This is a genomic window from Salipiger abyssi (assembly GCF_001975705.1).
Classification (GTDB): Bacteria; Pseudomonadota; Alphaproteobacteria; order Rhodobacterales; family Rhodobacteraceae; genus Salipiger; species Salipiger abyssi.
Window position 1 is genome coordinate 2,113,520 of sequence record NZ_CP015093.1, and the last position, 22,226, is coordinate 2,135,745.

Sequence of the window (22,226 nt, forward strand, 5' to 3'; positions counted from 1 at the left end):
GCAAGGGCGCACAAGCAGCCGTGAGGCAGATGTCAGAGGGCTTTGCTTTTTTGTACGTGACCCCATCTAATGAGCAGGACGCGACAGGAGGGGCCTCATGGCGACATATGAACGCAACCCGGATGTGATCGCGGCGCTCGATCCCGAGCAGTACCGCGTCACGCAGGAAAACGGCACCGAGCGCCCCGGCTCGGGCGCCTATCTGGGCAACAAGGAACCGGGGATCTATGTGGATGTGGTCTCGGGCGAGCCGCTTTTCGCCTCCTCGGACAAGTACGAGAGCGGCTGCGGCTGGCCGAGCTTTGTGAAGCCGCTGGAGCCCGCCCACGTTCAGGAGCTGCGCGACACGACCTACGGCATGGTCCGCACCGAGGTGCGCTCGACCCATGGCGATTCGCATCTGGGGCATGTGTTCCCCGATGGACCGGTGGACCGGGGCGGTCTGCGCTATTGCATCAACTCGGCGTCGCTGCGCTTTGTCCATCGCGACGATATGGAGGCGGAGGGCTACGGCGCCTATCTGGATCAAGTGGAGGATGTGGCATGAGCGAACGCGCTGTACTGGCCGGAGGCTGTTTCTGGGGCATGCAGGATCTGATCCGCAAGCTGCCGGGAGTGAAAAAGACGCGGGTCGGCTATACCGGTGGCGACGTGCCGAATGCGACCTATCGCAACCACGGCACCCATGCGGAGGGGCTCGAGATCGTCTTCGACCCCGCGAAGATCAGCTTCCGCCAGTTGCTTGAATTCTTCTTCCAGATCCACGACCCGACCACGCTGAACCGGCAGGGCAACGATCTGGGCATGAGCTATCGCTCGGCGATCTACTATGTGGACGAGGCGCAGAAAGAGACCGCGCTCGACACCATCGCCGATGTCGAGGCCAGCGGCCTCTGGCCCGGCAAGGTGGTGACCGAGGTCGAACCGGTGGGCGATTTCTGGGAGGCCGAATCCGAGCATCAGGATTACCTGGAGCGTCATCCCAACGGCTATACCTGCCATTTCCCGCGCCCCGACTGGGTTTTGCCCCGGCGCGACGCGGCGGAATAATCGCCGGGGCGCCCCGCGATGAGCGCGGCCTTCTGGGACCGGGTGGCCGAGCGCTATGCGGCGCGCCCGGTGGGCGACGAGGCCGCCTATGAGGCGGCGCTCGCGCGGGTGCGTCACTGGCTCGGCCCCGAGATGCGGGTGCTGGAGCTTGGCTGCGGCACCGGCATGACGGCGGAAAAGCTGGCGGGGTCAGTACTGTCGCTGGAGGGCACCGATTTCTCTCCGGAGATGATCCGTATCGCCGAGGCGCGTCGCACCGCCGGCAATCTGCGCTTTTCCTGCGCCCCTGCCGAGACCGCGCTGGCGGGCGGGCCCTATGATGCGGTGCTGGCATTCAACCTGCTGCATCTTCTGGACGATCTGCCGGGCTGCCTTTCTCGTGTCCATGGCGCGCTGGCCGACGGCGGGCTGCTCATCTCGAAAACGCCCTGCCTCGGGGCGAAATGGTATCTCTGGCCGGTGATCCGCCTCTTGCAGAGCCTGGGCAAGCTGCCGCGCTTCCGCTTCCTGCGGCCCGGGGCGCTCGAGGCGGCGGTTCGCGCCGGCGGCTTCGAGATCGTCGAGACCGGAGATTATCCGCGAAAGCTGCCGGGCCGGCTCATCGTTGCGCGTAAGATGCGATAGGAGACGCGGCTCAGCTGCATTGCTGATCGGCGCCGGCATCTATCCGGCCGCGATCGCAGATGATGATTTTGCCGCGGCTGAGGTTGATCGTGCCCTCGTCGCGCAGCGCCTTGAGCATGCGATTCACCTTCTGGCGCGAACAGCCCATGAGCGCCGCAAGATGCGCCTGGCTGATCTGGATCTCGGGATCGTCCGGCGTACTGAACTGGCGCAGATACTGAAACAGGCGCTCATCGACCGTATAGAACTGTTCGATGGAGCGCTGATGATTATCGCGCAGCAGGCGGGCATGCAGGATCGCCGCGATATTGCGGATAAGCTCGGGCTTGGTGGCATATTCGAAGAGCAGCGCCGCCGGGCAATAGAGCACCGTCGTGTCGGGCATCGAGATGCAGCTTGCCGCGCAGGACGTTTCGGAGAGCACCTCGACCTCACCCAGCACCTCGCCCGGTCCGGCGATATGCACGATGCTGAGATTGCCGGAATCGTCGATATAGCTGACCTCGATCCGGCCCCGCGCAATGAGGTAGCAGCCCTGGGTGGGCTCGCTTTGCGTCAGCAGCGTTGTCCGTTCTCCGCAAAAGCGTCTGGTACAGCTATCTAGAAATGCTGCCTTGTCGGACTCGGGCAGGCCGCTCAGGAGGCCGGAGTCCATAAGATGCGGATAGGCGACGCTGTTTTTCATGCCGGACCCTTTGGATAGGGGCCCAGGGCCGGTGCGTGCCGAAGTACGGCGCGGGAGAATCCGAAACGGCACCCGCTATGGGGTGTTTGAGGACGGATGCAGATTGACGACTTGGCCATGTCCATGGGTTTCGGTTGCTCCCGGCGGGCGACCAAAGAAGCCGCCCGCCGTGCGCACCATACTACCCATACCAATGGGGGAAAATGCCCCCGATACACAAAAACAAGCGCGCGCACCGGCGCGCGGGAAAATCGACAGTCATGGCGTGGGCAAAACCCTGCTCTGAACCTGTCGTCTTACTCGTTACAAAGCCGCACCCCGCAGAGCTAACGATTGCCTTTTGGGGGGCTGCCCCCGGAAAGTGCTGACCTGAGATAAGCGTAGCGAGAGGCTGGATCGGCAAGTGTAACCCGGGTGACTGTTCTGGCGGAAAGTTGCGCAGAGCCGCCCGGCTTGCGCATGGGTTGTGTCTGACAGGCCACAGTTATGGGTCGAAAACTGCGGCGCTCTGACGCATCTTGGGGTATGCAAGGGGCGGGCGGCTGAAACTCCGGGCCCTATTCAGGGGGGACACGTCTCATTTTCCGAATCTGTTGTGTTCGTCTGATCCGGGAGATGTCACGCCAGAGAGTCCCGCGGGCGCAGCCTGCGCGGCGCGCGCTCTGCGGGGTACGGTCACCGCGGGTAAGGAGCCTGATTGCGATCCCGATCGGGTTTCCCGCTCAAACACAGTGCGGTTCGAAACCCTGCTATTGTCTAGCCTAGGTCCAAATCGTGCCTCAATCTGAGGCGATACCCAATCCTCGATAAGAAACGAACGAGGAAACGGTGATGGATCGTCTGACCGAAATGGAGGCCTTTGCCACGGTCGTGGACCAGGGTGGGTTCACCGATGCGGCAAAGAAGATGGGCATCTCGAAATCGGCCGTGTCCAAGCACGTATCGTCGCTGGAGGCCCGTCTCGGTGCCCGGCTGCTCAACCGCACCACTCGCCGTGTCTCGCCCACCGAGATCGGTCTGGCCTATTACGACCGCGCCCGCCGCGTGCTCAACGATGCCGGCGAGGCCGATGCGCTGGTCACCTCGATGCAATCCGCCCCCTCGGGCCTGCTGCGCATCTCGGTCGCCACCGATTTCGGCGTGAATCACCTGTCGCCGGTGCTGGGCGATTTCCTCGCGGAATTCCCCGACATCACCGTGAACATGGTGCTGAACAACCGCTATGTGGAGCTGATCTCCGAAGGGTTCGACATGGCCGTGCGCATCGGTGAGCTGGAAGACAGCACCCTGCGCGCCCGCAAGCTGACCGACACCACCAAGCGGATGATCGCTGCGCCCTCCTATTTCCAGAAATTCGGGCGCCCGACGCGGATCGACGACCTCAACGAGCACAAGCTGCTGCACTATTCCAACCAGTCGAGCGGCAATGTCTGGAAGGTCACCGCGCCCTCGGGCGAAAAGCGCCAGGTGCGCACCGCCGGCTGGCTCTCGGTCAATGACGGGCAGTCGCTGCTCAACGCCTGTATCGCCGGGCTCGGCATCGCCTATCTGCCCTCCTATCTCTATGCGGATGCCATGAAAGAGGGTCTGGTCGAGGATGCGATCCCCGATCTGCCGGTCGAAACGCAGGGCATCTACGCGGTCTATCCGCCGGGCCGCTTCACCCAGCCCAAGGTCCGCGCCTTCATCGATTTCCTGGTCCATGCCTTCGCCGAGCGCGGCCCGCAGGACTGGTAACCAAGGTTCTTCCCCAAGTCTCGCGAGGCACGAGGCCGCCTGCGCTCCGGATCGTTTCCGGGGCGCTTCTTTTTTCCGCGCCCTGCGGCGGCGCCCGCACTGGACTGTCGCCGGCCCCGTGACTAGATGCGCAGAGGTCCCAGCGGAGAAGAGAGCAGATGCGCCAACAGCTTGCCGTGTTTCTGGAGCGCCCCGTGACGCGCTATACGATCATGGGGGTGATCCTGTTCAATGCGATCATTCTGGGGCTCGAAACCTCTCAGGGCGCCATGGACGCCGTCGGCTGGCTGATCGTGACGCTGGACGGCATCTGTCTCGCCATCTTCGTGGCCGAGCTGGTGGCCAAGCTCTATGCGCGTGGTCTGGCCTTCTTCCGCTCCGGCTGGAACATCTTCGATTTCTTCGTGGTCGGCATCGCGCTGGTGCCGGCGGGGCAGGGGCTCGCGGTGCTGCGGGCGCTGCGCATCCTGCGTCTGCTGCGCGTGGTCTCGGTCGCGCCGACCCTGCGCCGGGTGGTCGAGGGCTTCGTCTCGGCGCTGCCCGGCATGGGCTCGGTCTTCCTGCTGATGGGGGTGATCTTCTACATCGCCTCGGTCATCGCGACCAAGCTCTTCGGCGCCAGCTTTCCCGAATGGTTCGGCACGCTTGGCATCTCGGCCTATACGCTGTTCCAGATCATGACGCTGGAAAGCTGGTCGATGGGCATCGTGCGCCCGGTGATGGAGGTCTATCCCGAGGCCTGGATGTTCTTCGTGCCCTTCATCCTCATCACCACCTTCGCGGTGGTGAACCTCGTGGTGGGCCTCATCGTGAACTCCATGCAGGAGGCGCATGCGGTCGAGGAGGTCGCCGCCACCGAAAACTATCGCGACGAGGTGATCACCCGCCTGCGCGCCATCGAGGCGCGGCTTGACGAGCGCGGCTGATCTTTCATCTTTCTCCAAATACTCCCGCCGGAGGCGATCATGCCGAAGTTAACGGACAAGACAGCGCTTTCGGGCTGAAAAGCCCTGCGGATACCCCGAGCGGTCTCATTCAGCGGTGACAATTTCTTTGTTTCGAGAATGCTGTATGGAGTCGCCAAAATGATGTTTCGATGGTGGATCAGATGACCTCTGAAGTTATTCCAACCGACCCAAATGAAGAAATGGCTAGGGGGCGTGTTTCGCTTTGGCTCGATCCCGAGGATTTGGTTTGGCTGTCTCAGCATTGCTGCTGTGACGAAGCCGCGTCCGATTTAGAGCAAGAACGTTGCCGTCGCATGCGTTTCAGAGCTCGTGCGGCTTTGCATAAGGCGGGATTGGTCGTTGATCGAAGCGCGTTCAGGTAGAGACGCAACCCAGCGTAGCATGTGGCTAGCTACAGCCCTTTCATCTTTCTCAAAATACTCCCGTCGGAGGCGAAAATGCCGAAGTTCACCCCCGAGACGGCCCGCACCGAGCAGAACACGGATGGCCCCTGCGGTGCCTACGAGGCGCTGCTCTTCAGCGACAGCGGCGGGCTCACCCAGTTCGGCGCCTTTGTCGAGATCCTGCCGCCGGGGTCGTGCTCCTCGATCCGGCACTGGCACGCGACCGAGGACGAGATGATCTATGTGCTCGCGGGCGAGGTGACGGTCCATGAAGGCGCGGCGCGCTACACGCTCTCTCCGGGCGAGGCCGCGACGTTTCCGGCCGGGGTGGCCGAAGGGCATTATCTGGAAAACGCGGGCGGTGCCCCGGTGCGCTATCTGGTGATCGGCACGCGCGGGATGGCGGATGTCGTCACCTACCCGGATCACGACCGTATCGTGCGGCTGACCCGCGACCCGGAGACTCAGGACATCGTCTCGCGCGAGATTACCACCTTCGACGGCACCCCGGCGGGCTCGCCCTACGATCCCGAGTGAGGGACGCGCTTGCCCGGCCCCGCCGCGCGGATTAGACCGGCGGCATGCGGATCATCGAGAACATCATCAGCGACCGGGGCTCGAAATACGCGGTCTCCGGGGCGCCCTGCGGCAGCGAAGAGGGTGCGAAGGCGCTGATCAAGGAGCTGTGCCGGAAGAAGAAATTCGCCAAGGCCACGCATAACAGCTGGGGTCTGTTAACGGCGGACGGTCCGGTCAAGAATGACGACGGCGAAAGCGGCGCGGGCATGGTGATCCTGCGGATGCTGGAGCGCGAGGACCTGCGCGATCATCTCGTCGTGGTGACCCGCTGGTATGGCGGCAAGCATCTGGGCGGCGACCGCTTCCGCCATGTGCAGGAGGCGGTGCGGATCTATCTGGAGGATCTTCCCGAAAGCGAGCGCTAACAGAACGGTCTTGTCCCGTTCGGTGGGTGCGCTATTTTACCCTAGGGAAAGTGCATGGAGGGCAGCATGTCACAGGGCGAAGGCGATGTTCTGAATCGCACGAGACGCGCAGCCGGGCGTCTGGTGGCGTGGGCGTGGCCCCGGAAACAGCCGCCCCGGACGATGGCGACGCGCCTGCGTTTTGCACTGCTTGCGGGTCTGGGCTACCTGCTGACCGTGCTGTTTTACCAGCTGAGAACGGGCGACGATCTGAGCGTCATCGTGACCTCCGAGCTGCGCGGCGCGGTTGTCAGCGCCGTCGCGGGGCATGCCGCGCCCTACCTGCTCTTCTTGCTGTGTCTCGGGCTGGCTCTGGGCACGATGTTCCTGGCGATGATCGCGACGGTGACGTGGGAGGTCGGCCTGCTGGCACTCATTGGCAGCCTGCATGTTCTGAGTTTCATCCTCTCCGCTGGGTTCGGCATCGGTATGATGTACCTCCTCTACCAGACGGTCAGTTGGGTGTTGGCGCTCCCGTGGCTTGCAATCACGCTCTGGGGTACGGTGGCCATCGGTATGTTGAGCGTGATCGGGGCGCTGTCTCACGGGCTGCGCGCGGAGCGCGCCCGGCGACGCCGCGTCCCCGGGCTCCCAAACGCGCAGCGGCGCCGGTGTCTGTGCCCGTCGAACGCATGGTTGCGGCGCGTGGGCCCTACCGGTCCCGGCGGCCTCGCCCCTGTCACCCGGTTTGCGGGGACGTATGGCGCTCTTGGCGATGTAGGCGAAGGGGTCATTCCGTCGAGATCAGCACAGCCTCCACCCGACGGTTCGCCTCCCGCCCGTCTTGCGTGAGATTGGTCGCCACCGGCGCGAGATAGCCCACCCCGTCCGATCCAATCTGGCCCGCCGGAACGCCCTTGTTCCGCAGATACGAGACCGCCTCGGCGGCGCGCAGGCGCGACAATGCGGTATTGGCCTCGAGCGAGCCTACCGCATCGGTATGGCCGACAAAGAGGATGCGGCGCGAGGGGTTTTCCCTCAGATACTGCGCCAGCGCGTCGAGCGAGGCCACCTCCGCGCCGCCCAAAGTCGAGGCGCCGCTTTCGAAGCGCAGATCGCGCAGGACGACATGGCCCTGCGCCTCCAGCCGTGCGCCGAGATCGGCGGGATCCACGGCGGCCGGCGCCGCGACCGGCGTGGCGGCGGTGTCCTCCGGCAGCGCTGCGCCCGCGCGAATGATTTGCACATAGCCGGCGGCGTTCGAGCGGCTGACCAGCAGCGTCAGGTAATCGCCCTCCGGCCCGCGCGCCGCGAGAAAACGGAAGGAGGTCAGGTCAACATACATCTCGGGCGCCGGCATCACCTCGGTGCCGAAGCGGAAATCGAACCCGCCGCAGCGCGCCGAGGCGCAGTCGAACAGGATCTCGTAGCCCGCCTTCGTGACCTGTTCGCGCAGCGGCGCGAGGATCTGCAAGCTGGTGAGGTCGGAGGCGTCGATGCGCCAGGCCTGCCGCGCGACGCGGCCCTCGGCGCGGGTGACCGGCACGCCGGTCTCCTCCCGCCACGGCCCCAGCGGCACCGCATAGCTGCCCGGATCGGTCACTGTCTCGGCCATCAGCCGCGTGCCCGGCGGCAACGACAGCTCCAGCGCCTGGGCGGGGACCGCGAGGCAGAGCAGCAGCGACGCCTCAGCGAGCCTGCGCGTGATATTCGTCATTCGGCCGCATATCGGTGGCGCTGGCCACCCGGTTGGTCATGTTGAAGAAGGCCGCGACATTGGCGATGTCCCAGATATCGCGTTCCGAAAACCCCGCGTCGCGCAGCGCCTCGCGGTCGTATTCCGCAATCTCGGCGCTGGATTTGGTCATCTTCTCGGCAAAGCTCAGCATGGCGCGCTGGCGATAGGGCAGGTCGGCGACGCGCCAGTTCATCACCAGCATCTCGCCGAGCTTCGGATCGCCCGAGAGCTCGCGCACGGCGGCGCCATGGGCGGTCAGGCAGTAAAAGCACTTGTTGATCGAGGACACCACCACCGCGATCATCTCGCGTTCCAGCTTGCTCAGCCCCGACTCCGCCAGCATCAGCTCGTTATAGAGTCCGGTAAAGGCGTTGAGCTTGGCGATGTCGAAGGCATGCGCCTTGAGCACGTTCGGCACCATTCCCAGCTTTTCGTCGCAGATGTCGAAATATTTCTGCGTCTCGGGCGGCAACGGCTCCACCATGGGCAGGTTGAGCGCGGTGGGCAGATCCTTGGTCATGTCAGGCCTTCGGGTTTGATACGATAGTGGTACTGTCCCACGAGCGTGAACCCAAGGGAAGCGTAGAGACCGTTGGCCGGGGCGTTGTCCTGAAGGCAGAGCACCGACATCCACTCCGCCCCCTGCTCCTGCGCCCAGAACCCGGCGCAGCGCATCATCCACTTGCCGAGCCCCCGGCCACGATGCGGCGCGCGGATCTCCAGCGCATGCACCATGGCGATGCCGTCATGGATGGCGCAAAAGCCGGTGCCCGCCGGGTGGTCGGATTCGCGCCCGAAGATCCCGGTCTTGGGGCCTTTCACCCGTTCCATCACGCGCTGGCGGGCCTCGCCGATGCCGGCTTCTTCCCAGATCTCGCGCATGATCGCCAGCGGCTCCCAGACCGCAAAGGCGGTCACCCGCGGCAGCTTGTGGTCGGTCAGCCCGCTGACGGGGATGCGCCAGAGATTGACCGGGTCGATCCTGTCATAGCCCGTGCCCGCCAGCGCCGCGTCGAGCCGGTCCTCGCCGTCGCGGATCATGAAGAGCGACTCCTGCCCCATCATCTGCATGGCCTTTTCGGCGGCGGGCAGATCGTCCGTCGTCCAGTCGCGTTCGGCGCTGGCGCAGGAGACGCGCTTGCCGCCGCCATTGCCCTCGCGCAGGCACCAGGGGCCGGCGTCGATGCGGCGCGCGGCGGGCCATGTGCCGTCGATGACGGCGTAGAGCTCGGGCAGGCCTGGGGTCATCCGGGGAACATCTCGCAAAGCCGCGTCATCGCCGCGTCGACCCGCGCGCCGTCCTGGCCGCGAATGACGATATTGGCGCCATAGACGCCGTTGCGCTGATAGGGGTAGGAGCCGATGGAGAGATCGCTGAACTCGCCCGCGAGCTCTGCCAGCGGCCCGGCGATCTCGCCCTCGCCGCGCTCGACCCGCAGGTTCTGCGACAAGAGCGGCGCACCGCCGGTGAGCGTGGGCAGGATGCTGGCGACCATCGCCTCGAACACCGCCGGCACGCCGGCCATCACATGCACGTTCTTCATGGTGAAACCGGGCGCGATGGAGACCGGATTCTCGATCAGCGTGGCGCCGTCGGGGATGCGCGCCATGCGCTTGCGGGCGTCGTTGAACTCCACGCCCTGACGGTCGTAATGCGCCTGAAGCAGCGCCCGTGCGTCGTCGCGCACGTCGATAGCAGCGCCAAAGGCGGCGGCGACGCAATCGGCGGTTATATCGTCATGGGTCGGGCCGATGCCGCCGGAGGTGAAGACATGGGTATAGGCCGCGCTGAGCGCAGTGACCGCGCCGACGATGGCCTCGCGGTCGTCGGAGATCACGCGCACCTCGCCCAGATCGATCCCCACCTTGGTCAGCGCGCGCGCGAGGTGATGCATGTTGGAGTCGCGGGTGCGCCCCGAGAGGATTTCGTCGCCGATCACGATCATCGCGGCGGTGGGATTGGTCATGTCTTGGCTCTCCTTGGCGCGGCTCTCGCAATGGTATAGGCCCGCGTTCATGCGCTTTCAAACCCCTCTGATCCCTGCCACGCTGCTCCGCCGCTACAAGCGCTTCCTCGCCGATGCACGGCTGGCGGACGGGCGCGAGATCACCGCGCATGTGGCCAACCCCGGCAGTATGCTGGGGCTGAAGGATCCGGGGCTGAAGATCTGGCTCGAGCCCAATGACGACCCCAAGCGCAAGCTGAAATACGCCTGGCGGCTGGTCGAGCATGATACGGGCGCCTTTACCGGGGTCGATACCGGCGTGCCCAACCGCATGCTGCGCAGCGCGCTGGAGGCGGGCGCGGTGCCGGGGCTGGAGGGCTATGACAGCCTGCGCCCCGAGGTGAAATACGGCGAGAAGAGCCGCATCGACTTCCTGCTTTCGGGCGAGGGCCGGCCAGATGCGTATGTCGAGGTGAAATCGGTGACCTTATCGCGTCAGCCGGGGCTGGCGGAATTTCCCGACAGCGTGACCGCGCGCGGCGCGAAACATCTGGCCGAGCTCTCGGCCATGGTGCGCGCCGGCCACCGCGCGGTGATGCTCTATCTGGTGCAGCGCACCGATTGCTCCGAGGTGACGCTGGCCGCCGATCTCGACCCGGCCTATGCGCGCGCCTTCGCTGCCGCCATGGATGCGGGCGTCGAGGTGCTGGCCTTCGGTTGCGCGATCTCTCCCGAGGGTGTCACGCTCGGGGGCGCCCTGCCGTTCCGCGCCCCCTGAGCCTTTCATCTTTCTTACAAATACTCCCCGCGACGCAGGGCGCCCGCGCCGCGTCCGGAGGCTTACGCGCTTTCGACGGCGCTGCCCTTCTCGACCATGAGCGTGCGCGTCGGGAACGGGATCGGCACGCCGGCAGCATCCAGCGCTTCTTTTACGTTGCGGGTCATATCCGCCTGGAACTGGAAGAAATCGGCGCTGTCCACCCAGACCCGCACCAGGAAATCGACCGAGCTGTCGCCCAGATTGGTGACCTGGAAGAACGGTTCGGGATCGGTCTTGGCGCGCGGATCGGCGAGGATCGTGTCGCGGATGACCTCTTCGGCCTGTTTCAGATTGGCGCCGTACCCCACGCCGAACGTCCATTCGGCACGGCGGGTTTTGTAGACCGAGAAATTCTCGATCACATTGCCCCAGACCTGCGAATTGGGAATGATGATCTGTGTATTGCCCAGCGAGGCGAGCTCGATCGTATTGAGCGTGATGTCCTTGACGGTGCCCATCTCGCCCGCGACCTCGATGAAATCGCCCATCTTGATCGGGCGGAAGATCACGATCATCACGCCGGCGGCGAGGTTCGACAACGTGCCCTGCAAGGCGAGGCCGATGGCGAGGCCGGCGGCACCGATGGCGGCAACGATGGAGGTGGTCTGCACGCCGAAACTGTTCAGCACGAAGAGCGCGGTAAAGAGCAGCACCGTGTAGCGCGCCAGATTGCCGAGGAAGTGAAACAGCGTCTCGTCCAGCCTGGCGCTGCGCTTGGCAATGGCGACGATGCGCCGCTTGACCCAGCCGGCGAGGAAAAAGCCGATGATCAGCAGCAATACGGCGGCGACCACATTGCCCAGAAGCTGGGCGAGGAATTCCAGCGTCAGCAGGTCCGACACCGATTTTCCGTCGTAGATTTGCATGTCCAGAAGATTGCGCAGCGTTTCCATATGTCCTCTCTCTCGTTCTGATATCGCCTTATGTGCTGCTGCGGGTGCGAGAGGCAACGCTTCCGTGGCAGGAAAGCCGCTGCGCTCCGGGCGGCTACTGCCTCTGGCATTGCCGGACAAGAGGTATTAAATGGAACACATTCACGCAGAACGGAGCGCGCAGCCTTGAGACATGACACCGGCGGCCGCCTCACCCGGGACGGTATCCGCATCTACGACACCGCCGATTTCGCCGGCATGCACAAGGCCGGCGCTGTTGCCGCGCGCATCCTCGACGAGGTGGCGCCGCATGTCTATCCCGGCCAGACCACCGCCGGGCTGGAGGCGTTCATCCGTGCCGCGGTCGAAGAGTCGGGGGCGACCTCGGCCACGATCGGCTACAAGGGCTATCAGCACGCCAGCTGCATTTCGGTGAACCACGTGGTCTGCCACGGCATTCCGGGCAACAAGATCCCGAAATGGAAGAACGACACCCATGCACGCAGTGACGACAGCCTGATCGACGGCGATATCCTGAATATCGACGTGACGGTTATCGTCGACGGCTGGTTCGGCGATACCAGCCGCATGTATGTGGCGGGCGAGCCGAAACCCTATGCGCAGCGGCTGATGCAGGTCACCCATGATGCGCTGATGATCGGCATCGAGACGGTGAAGCCGGGCAATACCTTCGGCGATATCGGTCATGCGATCCAGAGCTATGTGGAAGGCCACCGCATGTCGGTGGTGCGCGATTTCTGCGGTCACGGGCTGGGGCGCGTGTTCCACGCGCCGCCAAACGTGCTGCATTACGGTCGTGCCGGCAGCGGGCCGCGGCTCGAGGAAGGCATGTTCTTCACCATCGAGCCGATGGTGAACTTGGGCCGGCCCGAAACAAAGGTGCTGAAGGACGAGTGGACGGCGATCACCCGCGACAAGTCGCTCTCGGCACAGTTCGAGCATTCGGTCGGCGTGACCGCGGACGGGGTGGAGATCTTTACCCTGTCGCCGGCGGGCAAGTTTCACCCGACCTGGGAAAGCTGACGCGAAGACGCCCGCAAGGGCGGAGGAGCGGCTCCTCGCGCCCTTGCGGCCGCTCCTCGCCTCAGTCCCACTTCCAGAGCGCCGGTACGAAGCGATAGGCCTCGCCATCCTTCATCACATGGCCCACGCCCGGAAACGGGAAGTGATAGCCCAGCACCGCCATCCGGTCGGCCACCGCCATATCGAGCAGCCGCCTGCGCGTCGCCACCGTCACGTCGCCATCCATATCGAAGTTGTTGTACCAGCCGGGATGGGCGAAATTCGTGTAGATATGGCTCATCGCATCGCCGGTGGCGAGCAGCTGCTGCCCGCCTGACTCCACGATCACGCTCATATGCCCGGGCGTATGGCCCGGCGTGTCGATCACCCGGATCCCCGGCGCCACCTCCTGCCCGTCCGAAAGCAATTCCCACTCGGCGCCATCCACCGCGATGGAGTTCTGCGCCCCCACCACGAATTGCTGCATCTCCGCCGGGACCGAGCTTGCCAGCCCGTCCTGCATCCAGAAATCGCGCTCCGCCCGGCCGATGAAATAGGCCGCGTCCGGCAGGATCGCCTCGTCGAAATCGTCGCGGATGCCCCAGATATGATCGGGATGGGCGTGGGTGATCACCACATGGGTGATCGTGGCCGGATCCACCCCCGCCGCGTCGAGATTGCGCATCAGCTGCCCGGCGGTATCCAGAAACCGGTTGCCCGAGCCGACATCGACCAGAACCTTCGCCGCGCCCAGCTCCACCAGCAGGTGGTTGGTGTGGGAGTAATTGGTCTCGGTCGAGAGGTAATAGCTCTCGAGAAACGTCTTCACCTCCTCCGGATCGGCATTCACCCCCAGCCCGTTCGCGGCGAGTTGCAGCGAGCCGTCGGAAATCACCGTGAGTTTCGCCTCGCCCAGCGTGAAGGCGAAATGCGACGGGTTGGCCATTGCCGGCGCGCCCAGTTCGGCGCGGCCCATGGCGGGCAGCGTCAGCGCAGGCGCGCTTGCGGCCATGGCAAGGATGTCGCGGCGCGAGGGCCTGAAGAGTGTCATGCGGAGCCTCCCTGTCTTCGCAAATATGAGCATATGTGAATAGGATACCCGAGACGCCTCCGATTACCAGTGCCAAGGCGCCGCCGGGGACTCAGTCGGCGCGCAGTACCGTCACATGGGTGTCGCCATAGCGGCGGCTGTCGAGCAGGGAAAATCCCTCCGGCGCCAGCTGCGGCGCGTTCTCTTCCCAGACCACCAGCGCCTCCGGCGCGATCCACCCGCCGGCTCGCGCGGTGCCCAGAGCGGCGGCGCCCAGCGACTTGCCATAGGGCGGGTCCAGAAACACCAGATCGCAGGCGGTTTCCGCCGGCGGCAGGCGTGTGGCGTCGCGCGCGATCACCCGCGCCCGGTCGTTGCAGCCCAGCAGGCGGATATTGTCGCGCAGCAGCGTCTGCGCCCGGCGCCCGTCATCGACAAAGACGCAATCCGCCGCGCCACGCGACAGTGCCTCAAGCCCCAGCGCGCCGGTGCCGGCAAAGAGATCGAGCACATGCGCGCCGCCGAAAGGCTCGCCGAACCGCCCGCCCGCCAGCATGTTGAACAGGCTTTCGCGCACCCGGTCGGTGGTCGGGCGCAGATGCGCGCGGGGATCGCCCTTGCCGACCGCGGTCAGCGCCCGTCCGCGCCAGTCTCCGGCAATGATCCTCACGCTTTCAGAAGCGTTTTCAGCTCGGTGTCCGGATCGGCCACCGCAACGGGATCGGGCGACTTGCCCGCTTCGATCAGCCGTTTGCCGACCATATAGGCGCGCGGATCGTTCATCGCGTCGAGCGCCAGAAGCGTCTCGCCGGCGTAATACCAATGCGACACCGCCGCCCCGCTCTTGCGCACCACCACGCGGTCATAGCCGGTGTTGAGCCCGGCGATCTGAAGCTTCACATCGTATTGGTCGGACCAGAACCAGGGCTTGGGCACATAGGGCGCACCGGCGCCGAGGATATTGTCAGCGATGGCCTCGGCCATGTCGATGGCATTGCCGACGCTTTCCAGACGGAGCTGCGCATCGCCCTGCGGAAACGAGGCGCAATCGCCCGCCGCCCAGACATGCGGCGCCGAGGTGCGGCCCATCGCATCGGTGCGGATGCCGTTCTCGATCCCGATGCCGGCGGCCTCGGCCAGCGCGGTTTCCGGCAGGATGCCGACCCCGGCAATGACGAAATCCACCGCGAGGCTGCGCCCGTCGGTCAGCTCGGCGCCGGTCACATGGCCCTCGCTGCCGGTCAGCCGACCGAGTCCGACGCCTTCGATGATCTCGACGCCGCGCGCGTTGTGCAGCGCGCGGAAGTAGTCCGCCGTCTCGGGGGCGGCGACGCGCTGAAGGATGCGGTCGGCCATTTCGACCAGCGTGACCTTGAGCCCCAGCTTGCAGGCCACCGCCGCCGCCTCCAGCCCGATATAGCCGCCGCCGACGATCAGCACCCGGGCGCCCTCGGCAAAGCGCGCGCGCATGGCATCGACATCGGCGATGCCGCGCACGGCAAAGACGCCGTCGAGATCGCCGCCGATGGCCGCCGGCAGGCGGCGCGGCGCCGAGCCGGTGCAAAAGACCAGATCGTCATAGGAAAGCTCGCGCCCGCCGGCGATGACATGGCGCGCCTCGGTATCCACGGCAATCGCCGGCTCGCCCAGCATCAGGGTGATGTTCTGCTCGTCGTAAAAGGCGGGCGGGCGCAGAAACAGCCGCTCCTCCTCCATCTCTCCCAGCAGATAGGCCTTGGAGAGCGGCGGGCGCTGATAGGGCGGCACCGGTTCCGCGCCGATCAGCGTGATGCCGCCGTCAAAGCCCTTTGCCCGCAGCCTCGCCACCAGCGAAGCGGCGGCCTGTCCGCCGCCGATCACCACAACATCGCCCATCCCTGGCTCCTTTATTTTTCCTTGGTCTTGTTAGCGCGCAGCCTATATCCCGGTGCGTGGAAAACGCAATCTAGGGAGACGCGCGACCATGGCTATTTCAAAAGGCGACACCCTGCCTGCCGCAACGCTGAGCCAGATGGGCCCCGAGGGCCCCGAACAGGTAAAGCTCGAAGACAAGCTGGCGGGCCGCAAGGTGGTGATCTTCGCCGTGCCGGGGGCGTTCACCCCCACCTGCCACTCGGCGCATGTGCCGAGCTTTATCCGGACCAAGGACAGCTTTGCCGAAAAGGGCGTGGACGAGATCATCTGCGTCTCGGTCAACGATCCCTTCGTGATGAAGGCCTGGGGCGAGGCGACCGGCGCCACCGAGGCCGGGATCACCATGCTCTCGGATGCGGAAAGCGCGTTCACCAAGGCCATCGGCATGGATTTCACCGCGCCGCCGGCGGGGCTCATCGCGCGCTCCAAACGCTATGCGATGCTGGTTGAAGACGGCACCGTCACGCTTTTCCACGCCGAGGCGAGCCCGGGCGAATGCGAAATCTCGGCCGGCGAGGGGCTGCTCGACGCCATGTGATCCGGTCTTGGGATGATGTATCGCGGGCGCCTCACAGGGCGCCCGCTTTGCGTCAGCCGGCGCGTTTGAGGTCTTCGATCATCGCGTCGAGATCGCCGCGCCGCCGGTCGAGCATGGCGCCGATCTCGGTGCGCTCGGTCAGCAGCATGTTCACGCCCTCGATATACATGTTGTAGAACCGGCCCGATTTCTCGCCGACAAAGAAGGTGACTTCGAAAGGCGCCTGACCGCGCAGATAGGCGGTGGTCGAGACCTGATAGGCGTTCTTGACCTTCTTCGCGCCGTTCACCTCCAGCCGTCCGCCGATGAACTTGCGGAACTGCTTGCCGTATTTGCGCGAGATATAGCCCGAGAAGGCCGCCGAGAACGCCCGTTTCTGCGACGTGCTGGCGCTGCGCCCGTCGGCGCCGAGCGCATAGGCGGCGATATAGGGCATATCCCCGTATTGTTCGAAGATGCGTTTGAAATCGCCGATCATCGCCGATTCCGATTTGCCGGAATCGATCACCCTGTTGATTTCGCCCACAAGCTGATCGACCAGCCCCTGAGCCTGCCCTGCGGTAACCGCCAGAGCCGCGCCGGGCAGCGCCGCCATGAGGCCCGCCGCGACCGTGCAGCCCAGAACGCCGCGCCGCGAAAACAGTTGCTGCGCCATCAGAAACCCTCCGTATCCAGTGCTTCGGGGTCGATATAGTCCTCGCCGCCCGAGGTTTCATCTCCCAGCTCGAAACGCCGGTTCTGAAGATAGATCATGCGCAGCTGCGCATAGCTGTCGGCACTGTCGTATAGCAGCGCGTCGATGCTGTCGCCGTATTCGGCGCGCTTCAGAGCCTTGTCGGCGAGCCGCGCGCCGCTGGCATAATAGCGGTCGGGGGTACGCACCAGATAACTCACCGGATCGGTGAAGAGGTCGAAGAATTTGCCGACGGCGTCGCGCTCGGTGGCGGGGCCAAGCACCGGCAGCTCGATATAGGCGCCTTCGGGGAAGCCCCAGACATAGAGGGTTTCGCCGAAATCGCTGTCATCCTCGGGCAGCCCCATCTCGGAGGCCACATCGAAAAGGCCCGCGACCCCGATGGTGGCATTGACCGAGAACCGCAGCGTGTTGCGCGCGGCACGGCCCAGCCGCGCCTGGAGGATCTGGTTCACCACGGTCTGCGGCAGCGATACGGTATCGGCGAAATTTCCGATCCCGGCGGCCACCGGCGCGGGCACAGAGGCGGCAAGGCCCGGGCCGTCGCCGCCGGACAGCGTGCTGTCGACCCGTTTGTTGAATGCATGCACGCGGCGGTTCGCGCCTTCGTTGGGGTCATATATGCCGTCCGGCGCCTCTCCGGGGCCGGGGACGGCACAGGCCGAAACGATCAGGCTGGCGGCCAGAAGGACACCTGTTCGGAGTGTCCGGGTCCGGTCCGTCAGACAGAGAAATGGCATTGGAAATTCCTGCTGTTGTTATACAAGGACTCATAATTGCAGATGGCCCGTGATCCAAGCAAGCAGCGGGCCCGCCATGCCCGCGTGACCGGGATGGTGGAACGATCGTTAAACCATTGCCTGTGCATGATACAGGTATACGCATTACCACGGGAGAGCCGACGCGCTCATGCAACAAACATCCAACGAGGCGGGCCGCGATGAACTCCTGGCCGCTCGCAAGCAAAGCCGCGCCTATTACTGGTTTGTCGCGATCTTCAGTTTCTTTGTGAACCTTCTGATGCTGACCGGGCCGCTCTACATGCTCCAGGTCTACGACCGGGTGCTTGGCTCGCGTTCCGAGGCGACGCTGCTGGCACTTTCGGTACTGGTGGCCTTTCTTTACGGCATGATGGGCATTCTCGACTATGCCCGCGGCCGTGTCATGGCGCGTGTCGCGGCACGGTTTCAGGCCGCAATGGACGTGCGTGTTTTCGACGCGGTGATGCGGCGCTCTGCCGTCAAGCCCGACGAGCTGGCCGCCACCGGGCTGCGGGACCTCGAATCGGTGCAGCGGCTGATGTCTTCGCCGGTGCTGATGGCGATGTTCGATATTCCGTGGACTCCGCTCTTCATCGCCGGGATTTTCATTTTCCATCCCTGGCTCGGCTATCTCGCCCTGGCCGGTGGCGTGGTGCTGGTGATCATCACCGGTTTCAACCAGCTGTTCAGCCGCAAACCGACGCTGAAATCGAACCGCGCGCTGCTGCGTGCGGAGCACACCTCGGAGCAGATCCGCAACGAGGCCGAGATGGTGCAGTCGCTGGGCATGCGCGAAGAGGCGTTCCAGCGCTGGCACAAGGCGCGGTCCTCCTCGCTCAAGGGGCAGATCGGCACCACCGATATCGTCGGCACCTTTACCGTCGTGACCAAGACGTTCCGTCTGTTCCTGCAATCGGCGATGCTGGGGCTTGGCGCCTATCTGGTGCTTCAGGGCGAGCTGACGGCGGGCGCGATGATCGCGGGCTCGATCCTCATGGGCCGGGCGCTGGCGCCGATCGAGCTGGCCATCGGCCAATGGCCGATGGTGACCCGTGCGCGCAAGGGCTGGGAAAGCCTGTCGCAGCTTCTCTCCGAAATCCCGCCCGAGGAGCAGCGGCTGCCGCTGCCCAAACCCCGGGCGCAGCTCGAGGTGACGCAGCTGACCGTTGTGCCGCCGGGCGAGCATCAGGCGGCGCTGCGGCTCGTGAGCTTTGGCCTCACCCCCGGGCAGGCGCTTGGGGTGATCGGGCCGTCCGGTGCCGGGAAATCGACGCTCGCCCGCGCCCTGACCGGGGTCTGGCGCCCGGCCGGTGGCAAGATCCGTCTCGACGGCGCCTCGATCGAGCAATACGGGCAGGCGCTGGGCAAGCATATCGGCTATCTGCCGCAGCGCGTCACACTGTTCGACGGCACCATCGCCGAGAACATCGCGCGGCTGTCGGAAACCCCCGATCCCGAGCTGATCGTCGAAGCGGCGAAAAAGGCCGCGGCGCATGACATGATCCTCAAGCTGCCCAATGGCTACGACACGCGGGTCTCGGCGACCGGCGGGCGGCTCTCGGGCGGACAGTTGCAGCGCATCGGCCTGGCGCGGGCGATGTATGGCGATCCGGTGATCCTCGTTCTGGACGAGCCGAACTCGAACCTCGACAATGAGGGGTCGGAGGCGGTGAACCAGGCGATCCGCCGGATGAAGGAACAGGGCAAGGCCGTGATCATCATGGCGCACCGCCCCGCCGCGATCCGCGAATGCGATGTGCTTCTGATGCTCGAACACGGCGCCCGCGCCGCCTTTGGTCCGAAGGACGAGGTGCTGCGCAGCATGGTCAAGAACCACGAACAGCTCGCCCAGAACGCTGGGCCGGGAGGGGTACGATGAGCGAGCAGGGCAAGGATTTTCCGCTGCGCAAACCGATGATGTTCGGCCTTCTGGCACTGGTCATTCTGGTCGGAGGTTTTGGCACCTGGGCGGCGACCACCGAGATTTCCGGCGCGATCATCGCCGGCGGGCAGATCCAGGTCGATCAGAACCGACAGGTCGTGCAGCATGCAGATGGCGGCATCGTGTCCGAGATCCTCGTCGATGAAGGCGACGTGGTCGAAAAGGGGCAGGTGCTGATCCGGCTCGATCCGACGCTCCTGCAATCGGAGCTCACGATCGTCGAGGGCCAGTATTTCGAGCTTCTGGCGCGCCGGGCCCGTCTCACCGCCGAACGCGATGGCGACGAGGAGTTGGTGTTTTCCGAGGAGTTGCTGGAGCTGGCCGGTGAGAACGAGGAAATCGCCGAGCTTGTCGAAGGCCAGCGCAACTTGTTCTTCGCGCGCCGCGACTCCGTCGGGCGAGAGATCGAGCAGCTGAGCAAGCGCAGCGACCAGATCCGCAACCAGATCGACGGGGTCGAGGCGCAGACCTTGGCGCTCGAAGACCAGCTTGAGCTGATCGACAGAGAGCTGACCGACCAGCAATCGCTGCTCGACCGTGGCCTGGCGCAGGCCAGCCGCGTGCTGGCGCTCCAGCGCGAGCGGGCGCGGCTCGCCGGCTCGCGTGGCGAGCTTATCGCGCAGAAGGCGCAGGCCGAGGGTCAGATCACCGAGATCGAGATCGAGATCCTCAAGCTCGACACCACGCGCCGCGAAGAGGCGATCACCACGCTGCGCGACATGCAATTCCGCTCGCGCGAGCTGGCCGAGCAGCGTCAGGCGCTGAAGGAGCAGCTCAAGCGCATGGAGATCACCGCGCCGGTCTCGGGTGTGGTCTATGGCCTGACCGTGTTCGCGCCGCGTTCGGTGATCCGCGCCGCCGAGCCGGTGCTCTACCTCGTGCCGCAGGACCGTCCGCTGGTGATCGCGGTGCAGGTCGAGCCGATCCATATCGACCAGACCCATGTCGGCCAGGAAGTGACGCTGCGCTTTGCCGCGCTCGATCAGCGCGTGACGCCCGAGCTCTTTGGCACGGTGACGCAGATTTCCGCGGATGCCTTCACCGACGAGAACACCTCGGTCAGCTATTATCGGGCCGAGATCGTGCTCAACGAGGACGAGCTAGCGAAACTGCCCGAGAACACCACGCTGATCCCGGGCATGCCGGTCGAGGCCTTCCTGCGCACCGCCGACCGCACGCCGCTGGCCTATCTGGTGAAACCCTTCACCGATTACTTTTCCAAGGCGTTCCGCGAGAGCTGAACGCCATCGGTCAGAGGGCTATTTCCATTGCGGCGCGGGGCGGCTAGCTTCGCGCCGGAAAAGCAATGGAGACGACCATGTCCGATATCGACGCCCGCCTGAGCGAACTGGGCCTGACCCTGCCCGACGCACCTGCCCCCGCCGCAAACTATGTGCCCTATGTGCAGAGCGGCAACATGCTCTACATCTCCGGCCAGATCAGCCAGGGACCGGACGGGCTGATCCTCGGCAAGCTCGGCGCCGATCTCGATGTCGACGCGGGCCAGAAAGCCGCCGCCGCCTGTGCGCTGAGCCTTCTGGCGCAGGCCAAGGCCGCCTGCGGTGGCGATCTGGGCAAGATCAAGCGGGTGGTGAAGCTGACCGGCTTCGTCAACTCGACACCCGATTTCACCGATCAGCCCAAGGTGATCAACGGCGCCTCCGACCTCTTCGTCGCGGTGCTGGGCGATGCCGGGCGCCATGCCCGCGCCGCGGTCTCGGCGGGTGCGCTGCCGCTCGGTGTCGCGGTCGAGATCGACGCGATCTTCGAGCTGGCCTGAGCCATGCACGCGCTGCCTGCCGCCTTTCTCGACCGGCCCATCGCCCACCGCGCGCTGCACGATGTGGCCTCGGGCCGACCCGAGAACTCCGTCGAGGCGATCGGCGCGGCGGTGGCGGCGGGCTACGGCATCGAGATCGACCTTCAGCTCTCCTCCGATGGCGAGGCGATGGTCTTTCACGATTACGACCTGGCGCGCCTGACCGCCCAAAGCGGCCCGGTGCGCCAGCGCAGCGCGGCGGAGCTGGGCGCGATCCCGCTGCGCCACGGTCAGGCCGGCATCCCGACACTGGCCGAGGTGCTGAAACTGGTGGCAGGCAAGGTGCCGCTGCTCATCGAGTTCAAGGATCAGGACGGCGCCATGGGCCCGGATGTGGGTGCGCTGGAACGCGCCGCTGTGGCGGCGCTCAGCGGCTATGACGGGCCGGTGGCGCTGATGTCCTTCAACCCGCATACGGTGGCGGCGCTGGCCCGGCTGGCGTCCGATCTGCCGCGCGGCCTCACCACCTGCGCCTTCACGGCGGAGGATTACCCGACGCTGCCGCCCGCCACCCGCGAACGGCTGCGCGGCATTCCGGATTTCGAGCGTACGGGGGCGAGCTTTATCAGCCATCACTGGCGCGATCTCGACAATCCGCGCGTCACCGCGCTGCGCGCTGCCGGCACGCCGGTGCTGTGCTGGACGATCCGCACGCCCGCCGAAGAGGCGCAGGCGCGAAAGGTCGCGCAGAACATCACATTCGAGGGCTACGCCGCTTGATCCCCGGCGCATGCAGGCCAGATTAGAGGCAGGCAGGGA

At 65.3% G+C, this 22,226-nt stretch carries 26 protein-coding genes; 15 read left to right on the forward strand and 11 right to left on the reverse strand.

Annotated features, from left to right (window positions below; all coding sequences use genetic code 11):
• Positions 1-97 precede the first annotated feature (97 nt).
• Genes msrB through Ga0080574_RS13705 form a run of 3 tightly spaced genes read left to right on the forward strand, consistent with a single transcriptional unit; the run spans position 98 to position 1,674 of the window.
• Positions 98-547 carry a peptide-methionine (R)-S-oxide reductase MsrB gene (gene msrB / locus Ga0080574_RS13695; RefSeq protein WP_076700123.1) on the forward strand — a complete coding sequence of 150 codons (450 nt, stop codon included), beginning with the start codon at positions 98-100 and terminating at the stop codon, positions 545-547.
• Positions 544-1,050 carry a peptide-methionine (S)-S-oxide reductase MsrA gene (msrA, locus tag Ga0080574_RS13700; RefSeq protein ID WP_076700126.1) on the forward strand — a complete coding sequence of 169 codons (507 nt, stop codon included), beginning with the start codon at positions 544-546 and terminating at the stop codon, positions 1,048-1,050. The genes msrB and msrA overlap by 4 nt, the downstream gene beginning before the upstream one ends.
• An 18-nt stretch (positions 1,051-1,068) precedes the next feature.
• On the forward strand, positions 1,069-1,674 hold the full coding sequence (locus Ga0080574_RS13705) for a class I SAM-dependent methyltransferase (RefSeq protein WP_076700129.1): 606 nt from the start codon (positions 1,069-1,071) through the stop codon (positions 1,672-1,674).
• 10 nt (positions 1,675-1,684) lie between these two features.
• Here the strand turns inward: Ga0080574_RS13705 and Ga0080574_RS13710 are convergent, their stop codons facing one another.
• The gene (locus Ga0080574_RS13710) at positions 1,685-2,359 is read right to left on the reverse strand and encodes a Crp/Fnr family transcriptional regulator (protein ID WP_076700132.1); all 675 of its coding nucleotides are present in this window, start codon (positions 2,357-2,359) and stop codon (positions 1,685-1,687) included.
• Between the two features lie 831 nt (positions 2,360-3,190).
• On the opposite strand from Ga0080574_RS13710, the gene Ga0080574_RS13715 reads away from it, so the two are divergent.
• From Ga0080574_RS13715 to Ga0080574_RS13740, 5 genes are all read left to right on the forward strand, one after another.
• Positions 3,191-4,096, forward strand: a complete 906-nt coding sequence (locus Ga0080574_RS13715; protein WP_076700135.1) for a LysR family transcriptional regulator — start codon at positions 3,191-3,193, stop codon at positions 4,094-4,096.
• Positions 4,097-4,254: 158 nt separating this feature from the next.
• A complete protein-coding gene (locus Ga0080574_RS13720) occupies positions 4,255-5,022 on the forward strand; it encodes an ion transporter (protein WP_076700138.1) in 768 nt (255 codons plus the stop codon).
• Positions 5,023-5,501: 479 nt separating this feature from the next.
• Positions 5,502-5,984: a cupin domain-containing protein gene (locus Ga0080574_RS13730; RefSeq protein ID WP_076700141.1), complete on the forward strand. Its 483-nt coding sequence runs from the start codon at positions 5,502-5,504 to the stop codon at positions 5,982-5,984.
• A 44-nt stretch (positions 5,985-6,028) separates the two neighbouring features.
• Positions 6,029-6,391 carry a YigZ family protein gene (locus Ga0080574_RS13735; RefSeq protein ID WP_076700144.1) on the forward strand — a complete coding sequence of 121 codons (363 nt, stop codon included), beginning with the start codon at positions 6,029-6,031 and terminating at the stop codon, positions 6,389-6,391.
• A gap of 66 nt (positions 6,392-6,457) precedes the next feature.
• Positions 6,458-7,222 (forward strand): hypothetical protein, encoded by a 765-nt coding sequence (locus Ga0080574_RS13740; protein ID WP_156876361.1) that lies wholly within the window; start codon positions 6,458-6,460, stop codon positions 7,220-7,222.
• On the opposite strand, the gene Ga0080574_RS13745 is transcribed toward Ga0080574_RS13740, so the two are convergent.
• Genes Ga0080574_RS13745 through Ga0080574_RS13760 form a run of 4 tightly spaced genes read right to left on the reverse strand, consistent with a single transcriptional unit; the run spans position 7,161 to position 10,075 of the window.
• Positions 7,161-8,087: an OmpA family protein gene (locus tag Ga0080574_RS13745; RefSeq protein ID WP_076700150.1), complete on the reverse strand. Its 927-nt coding sequence runs from the start codon at positions 8,085-8,087 to the stop codon at positions 7,161-7,163. The genes Ga0080574_RS13740 and Ga0080574_RS13745 overlap by 62 nt on opposite strands.
• Entirely contained in the window at positions 8,059-8,628 is a 570-nt protein-coding gene (locus Ga0080574_RS13750; RefSeq protein ID WP_076700153.1) for a peroxidase-related enzyme, read from the reverse strand. Before Ga0080574_RS13750 ends, Ga0080574_RS13745 begins: the two co-directional genes overlap by 29 nt.
• Positions 8,625-9,356 (reverse strand): GNAT family N-acetyltransferase, encoded by a 732-nt coding sequence (locus Ga0080574_RS13755; RefSeq protein ID WP_076700156.1) that lies wholly within the window; start codon positions 9,354-9,356, stop codon positions 8,625-8,627. Before Ga0080574_RS13755 ends, Ga0080574_RS13750 begins: the two co-directional genes overlap by 4 nt.
• Positions 9,353-10,075 carry a competence/damage-inducible protein A gene (locus tag Ga0080574_RS13760; protein ID WP_076700159.1) on the reverse strand — a complete coding sequence of 241 codons (723 nt, stop codon included), beginning with the start codon at positions 10,073-10,075 and terminating at the stop codon, positions 9,353-9,355. The genes Ga0080574_RS13755 and Ga0080574_RS13760 overlap by 4 nt, the downstream gene beginning before the upstream one ends.
• A 49-nt stretch (positions 10,076-10,124) precedes the next feature.
• Between Ga0080574_RS13760 and sfsA the strand changes: the two genes are divergently transcribed.
• Complete coding sequence (gene sfsA, locus Ga0080574_RS13765) at positions 10,125-10,832, forward strand: DNA/RNA nuclease SfsA (protein ID WP_076700162.1); 708 nt, start codon at positions 10,125-10,127, stop codon at positions 10,830-10,832.
• A 62-nt stretch (positions 10,833-10,894) separates the two neighbouring features.
• Here sfsA and Ga0080574_RS13770 read toward each other — a convergent pair whose 3' ends face one another.
• A complete protein-coding gene (locus tag Ga0080574_RS13770; protein ID WP_076700164.1) occupies positions 10,895-11,767 on the reverse strand; it encodes a mechanosensitive ion channel family protein in 873 nt (290 codons plus the stop codon).
• 165 nt (positions 11,768-11,932) lie between these two features.
• On the opposite strand from Ga0080574_RS13770, the gene map reads away from it, so the two are divergent.
• Positions 11,933-12,790 carry a type I methionyl aminopeptidase gene (map, locus tag Ga0080574_RS13775; RefSeq protein WP_076700167.1) on the forward strand — a complete coding sequence of 286 codons (858 nt, stop codon included), beginning with the start codon at positions 11,933-11,935 and terminating at the stop codon, positions 12,788-12,790.
• Positions 12,791-12,851: 61 nt separating this feature from the next.
• Here the strand turns inward: map and Ga0080574_RS13780 are convergent, their stop codons facing one another.
• The 3 genes from Ga0080574_RS13780 to Ga0080574_RS13790 form a co-directional block, all read right to left on the reverse strand.
• Positions 12,852-13,820 carry an MBL fold metallo-hydrolase gene (locus Ga0080574_RS13780; protein WP_076700170.1) on the reverse strand — a complete coding sequence of 323 codons (969 nt, stop codon included), beginning with the start codon at positions 13,818-13,820 and terminating at the stop codon, positions 12,852-12,854.
• A 91-nt stretch (positions 13,821-13,911) separates the two neighbouring features.
• Positions 13,912-14,469, reverse strand: a complete 558-nt coding sequence (gene rsmD, locus Ga0080574_RS13785) for a 16S rRNA (guanine(966)-N(2))-methyltransferase RsmD (RefSeq protein WP_076700173.1) — start codon at positions 14,467-14,469, stop codon at positions 13,912-13,914.
• Positions 14,466-15,674, reverse strand: coding sequence for an NAD(P)/FAD-dependent oxidoreductase (locus tag Ga0080574_RS13790; RefSeq protein ID WP_076700176.1), 1,209 nt, complete (start codon positions 15,672-15,674; stop codon positions 14,466-14,468). Before Ga0080574_RS13790 ends, rsmD begins: the two co-directional genes overlap by 4 nt.
• Positions 15,675-15,762: 88 nt before the next feature.
• Between Ga0080574_RS13790 and Ga0080574_RS13795 the strand changes: the two genes are divergently transcribed.
• Positions 15,763-16,251: a peroxiredoxin gene (locus Ga0080574_RS13795; protein ID WP_076700179.1), complete on the forward strand. Its 489-nt coding sequence runs from the start codon at positions 15,763-15,765 to the stop codon at positions 16,249-16,251.
• A 52-nt stretch (positions 16,252-16,303) separates the two neighbouring features.
• On the opposite strand, the gene Ga0080574_RS13800 is transcribed toward Ga0080574_RS13795, so the two are convergent.
• Positions 16,304-16,906: an MlaC/ttg2D family ABC transporter substrate-binding protein gene (locus tag Ga0080574_RS13800; protein WP_076700182.1), complete on the reverse strand. Its 603-nt coding sequence runs from the start codon at positions 16,904-16,906 to the stop codon at positions 16,304-16,306.
• The gene (locus tag Ga0080574_RS13805; RefSeq protein ID WP_076700185.1) at positions 16,906-17,685 is read right to left on the reverse strand and encodes an MlaA family lipoprotein; all 780 of its coding nucleotides are present in this window, start codon (positions 17,683-17,685) and stop codon (positions 16,906-16,908) included. Before Ga0080574_RS13805 ends, Ga0080574_RS13800 begins: the two co-directional genes overlap by 1 nt.
• A 169-nt stretch (positions 17,686-17,854) precedes the next feature.
• On the opposite strand from Ga0080574_RS13805, the gene Ga0080574_RS13810 reads away from it, so the two are divergent.
• The 4 genes from Ga0080574_RS13810 to Ga0080574_RS13825 all read left to right on the forward strand — a co-directional run bounded on the left by Ga0080574_RS13810 (position 17,855) and on the right by Ga0080574_RS13825 (position 22,187).
• A complete protein-coding gene (locus Ga0080574_RS13810; protein ID WP_076700188.1) occupies positions 17,855-19,585 on the forward strand; it encodes a type I secretion system permease/ATPase in 1,731 nt (576 codons plus the stop codon).
• Positions 19,582-20,889 (forward strand): HlyD family type I secretion periplasmic adaptor subunit, encoded by a 1,308-nt coding sequence (locus Ga0080574_RS13815; RefSeq protein ID WP_076700191.1) that lies wholly within the window; start codon positions 19,582-19,584, stop codon positions 20,887-20,889. The genes Ga0080574_RS13810 and Ga0080574_RS13815 overlap by 4 nt, the downstream gene beginning before the upstream one ends.
• 77 nt (positions 20,890-20,966) lie before the next feature.
• Entirely contained in the window at positions 20,967-21,428 is a 462-nt protein-coding gene (locus tag Ga0080574_RS13820; protein ID WP_076705976.1) for a RidA family protein, read from the forward strand.
• 3 nt (positions 21,429-21,431) lie between these two features.
• Entirely contained in the window at positions 21,432-22,187 is a 756-nt protein-coding gene (locus tag Ga0080574_RS13825) for a glycerophosphodiester phosphodiesterase family protein (protein ID WP_076700194.1), read from the forward strand.
• Positions 22,188-22,226: the final 39 nt, after the last annotated feature.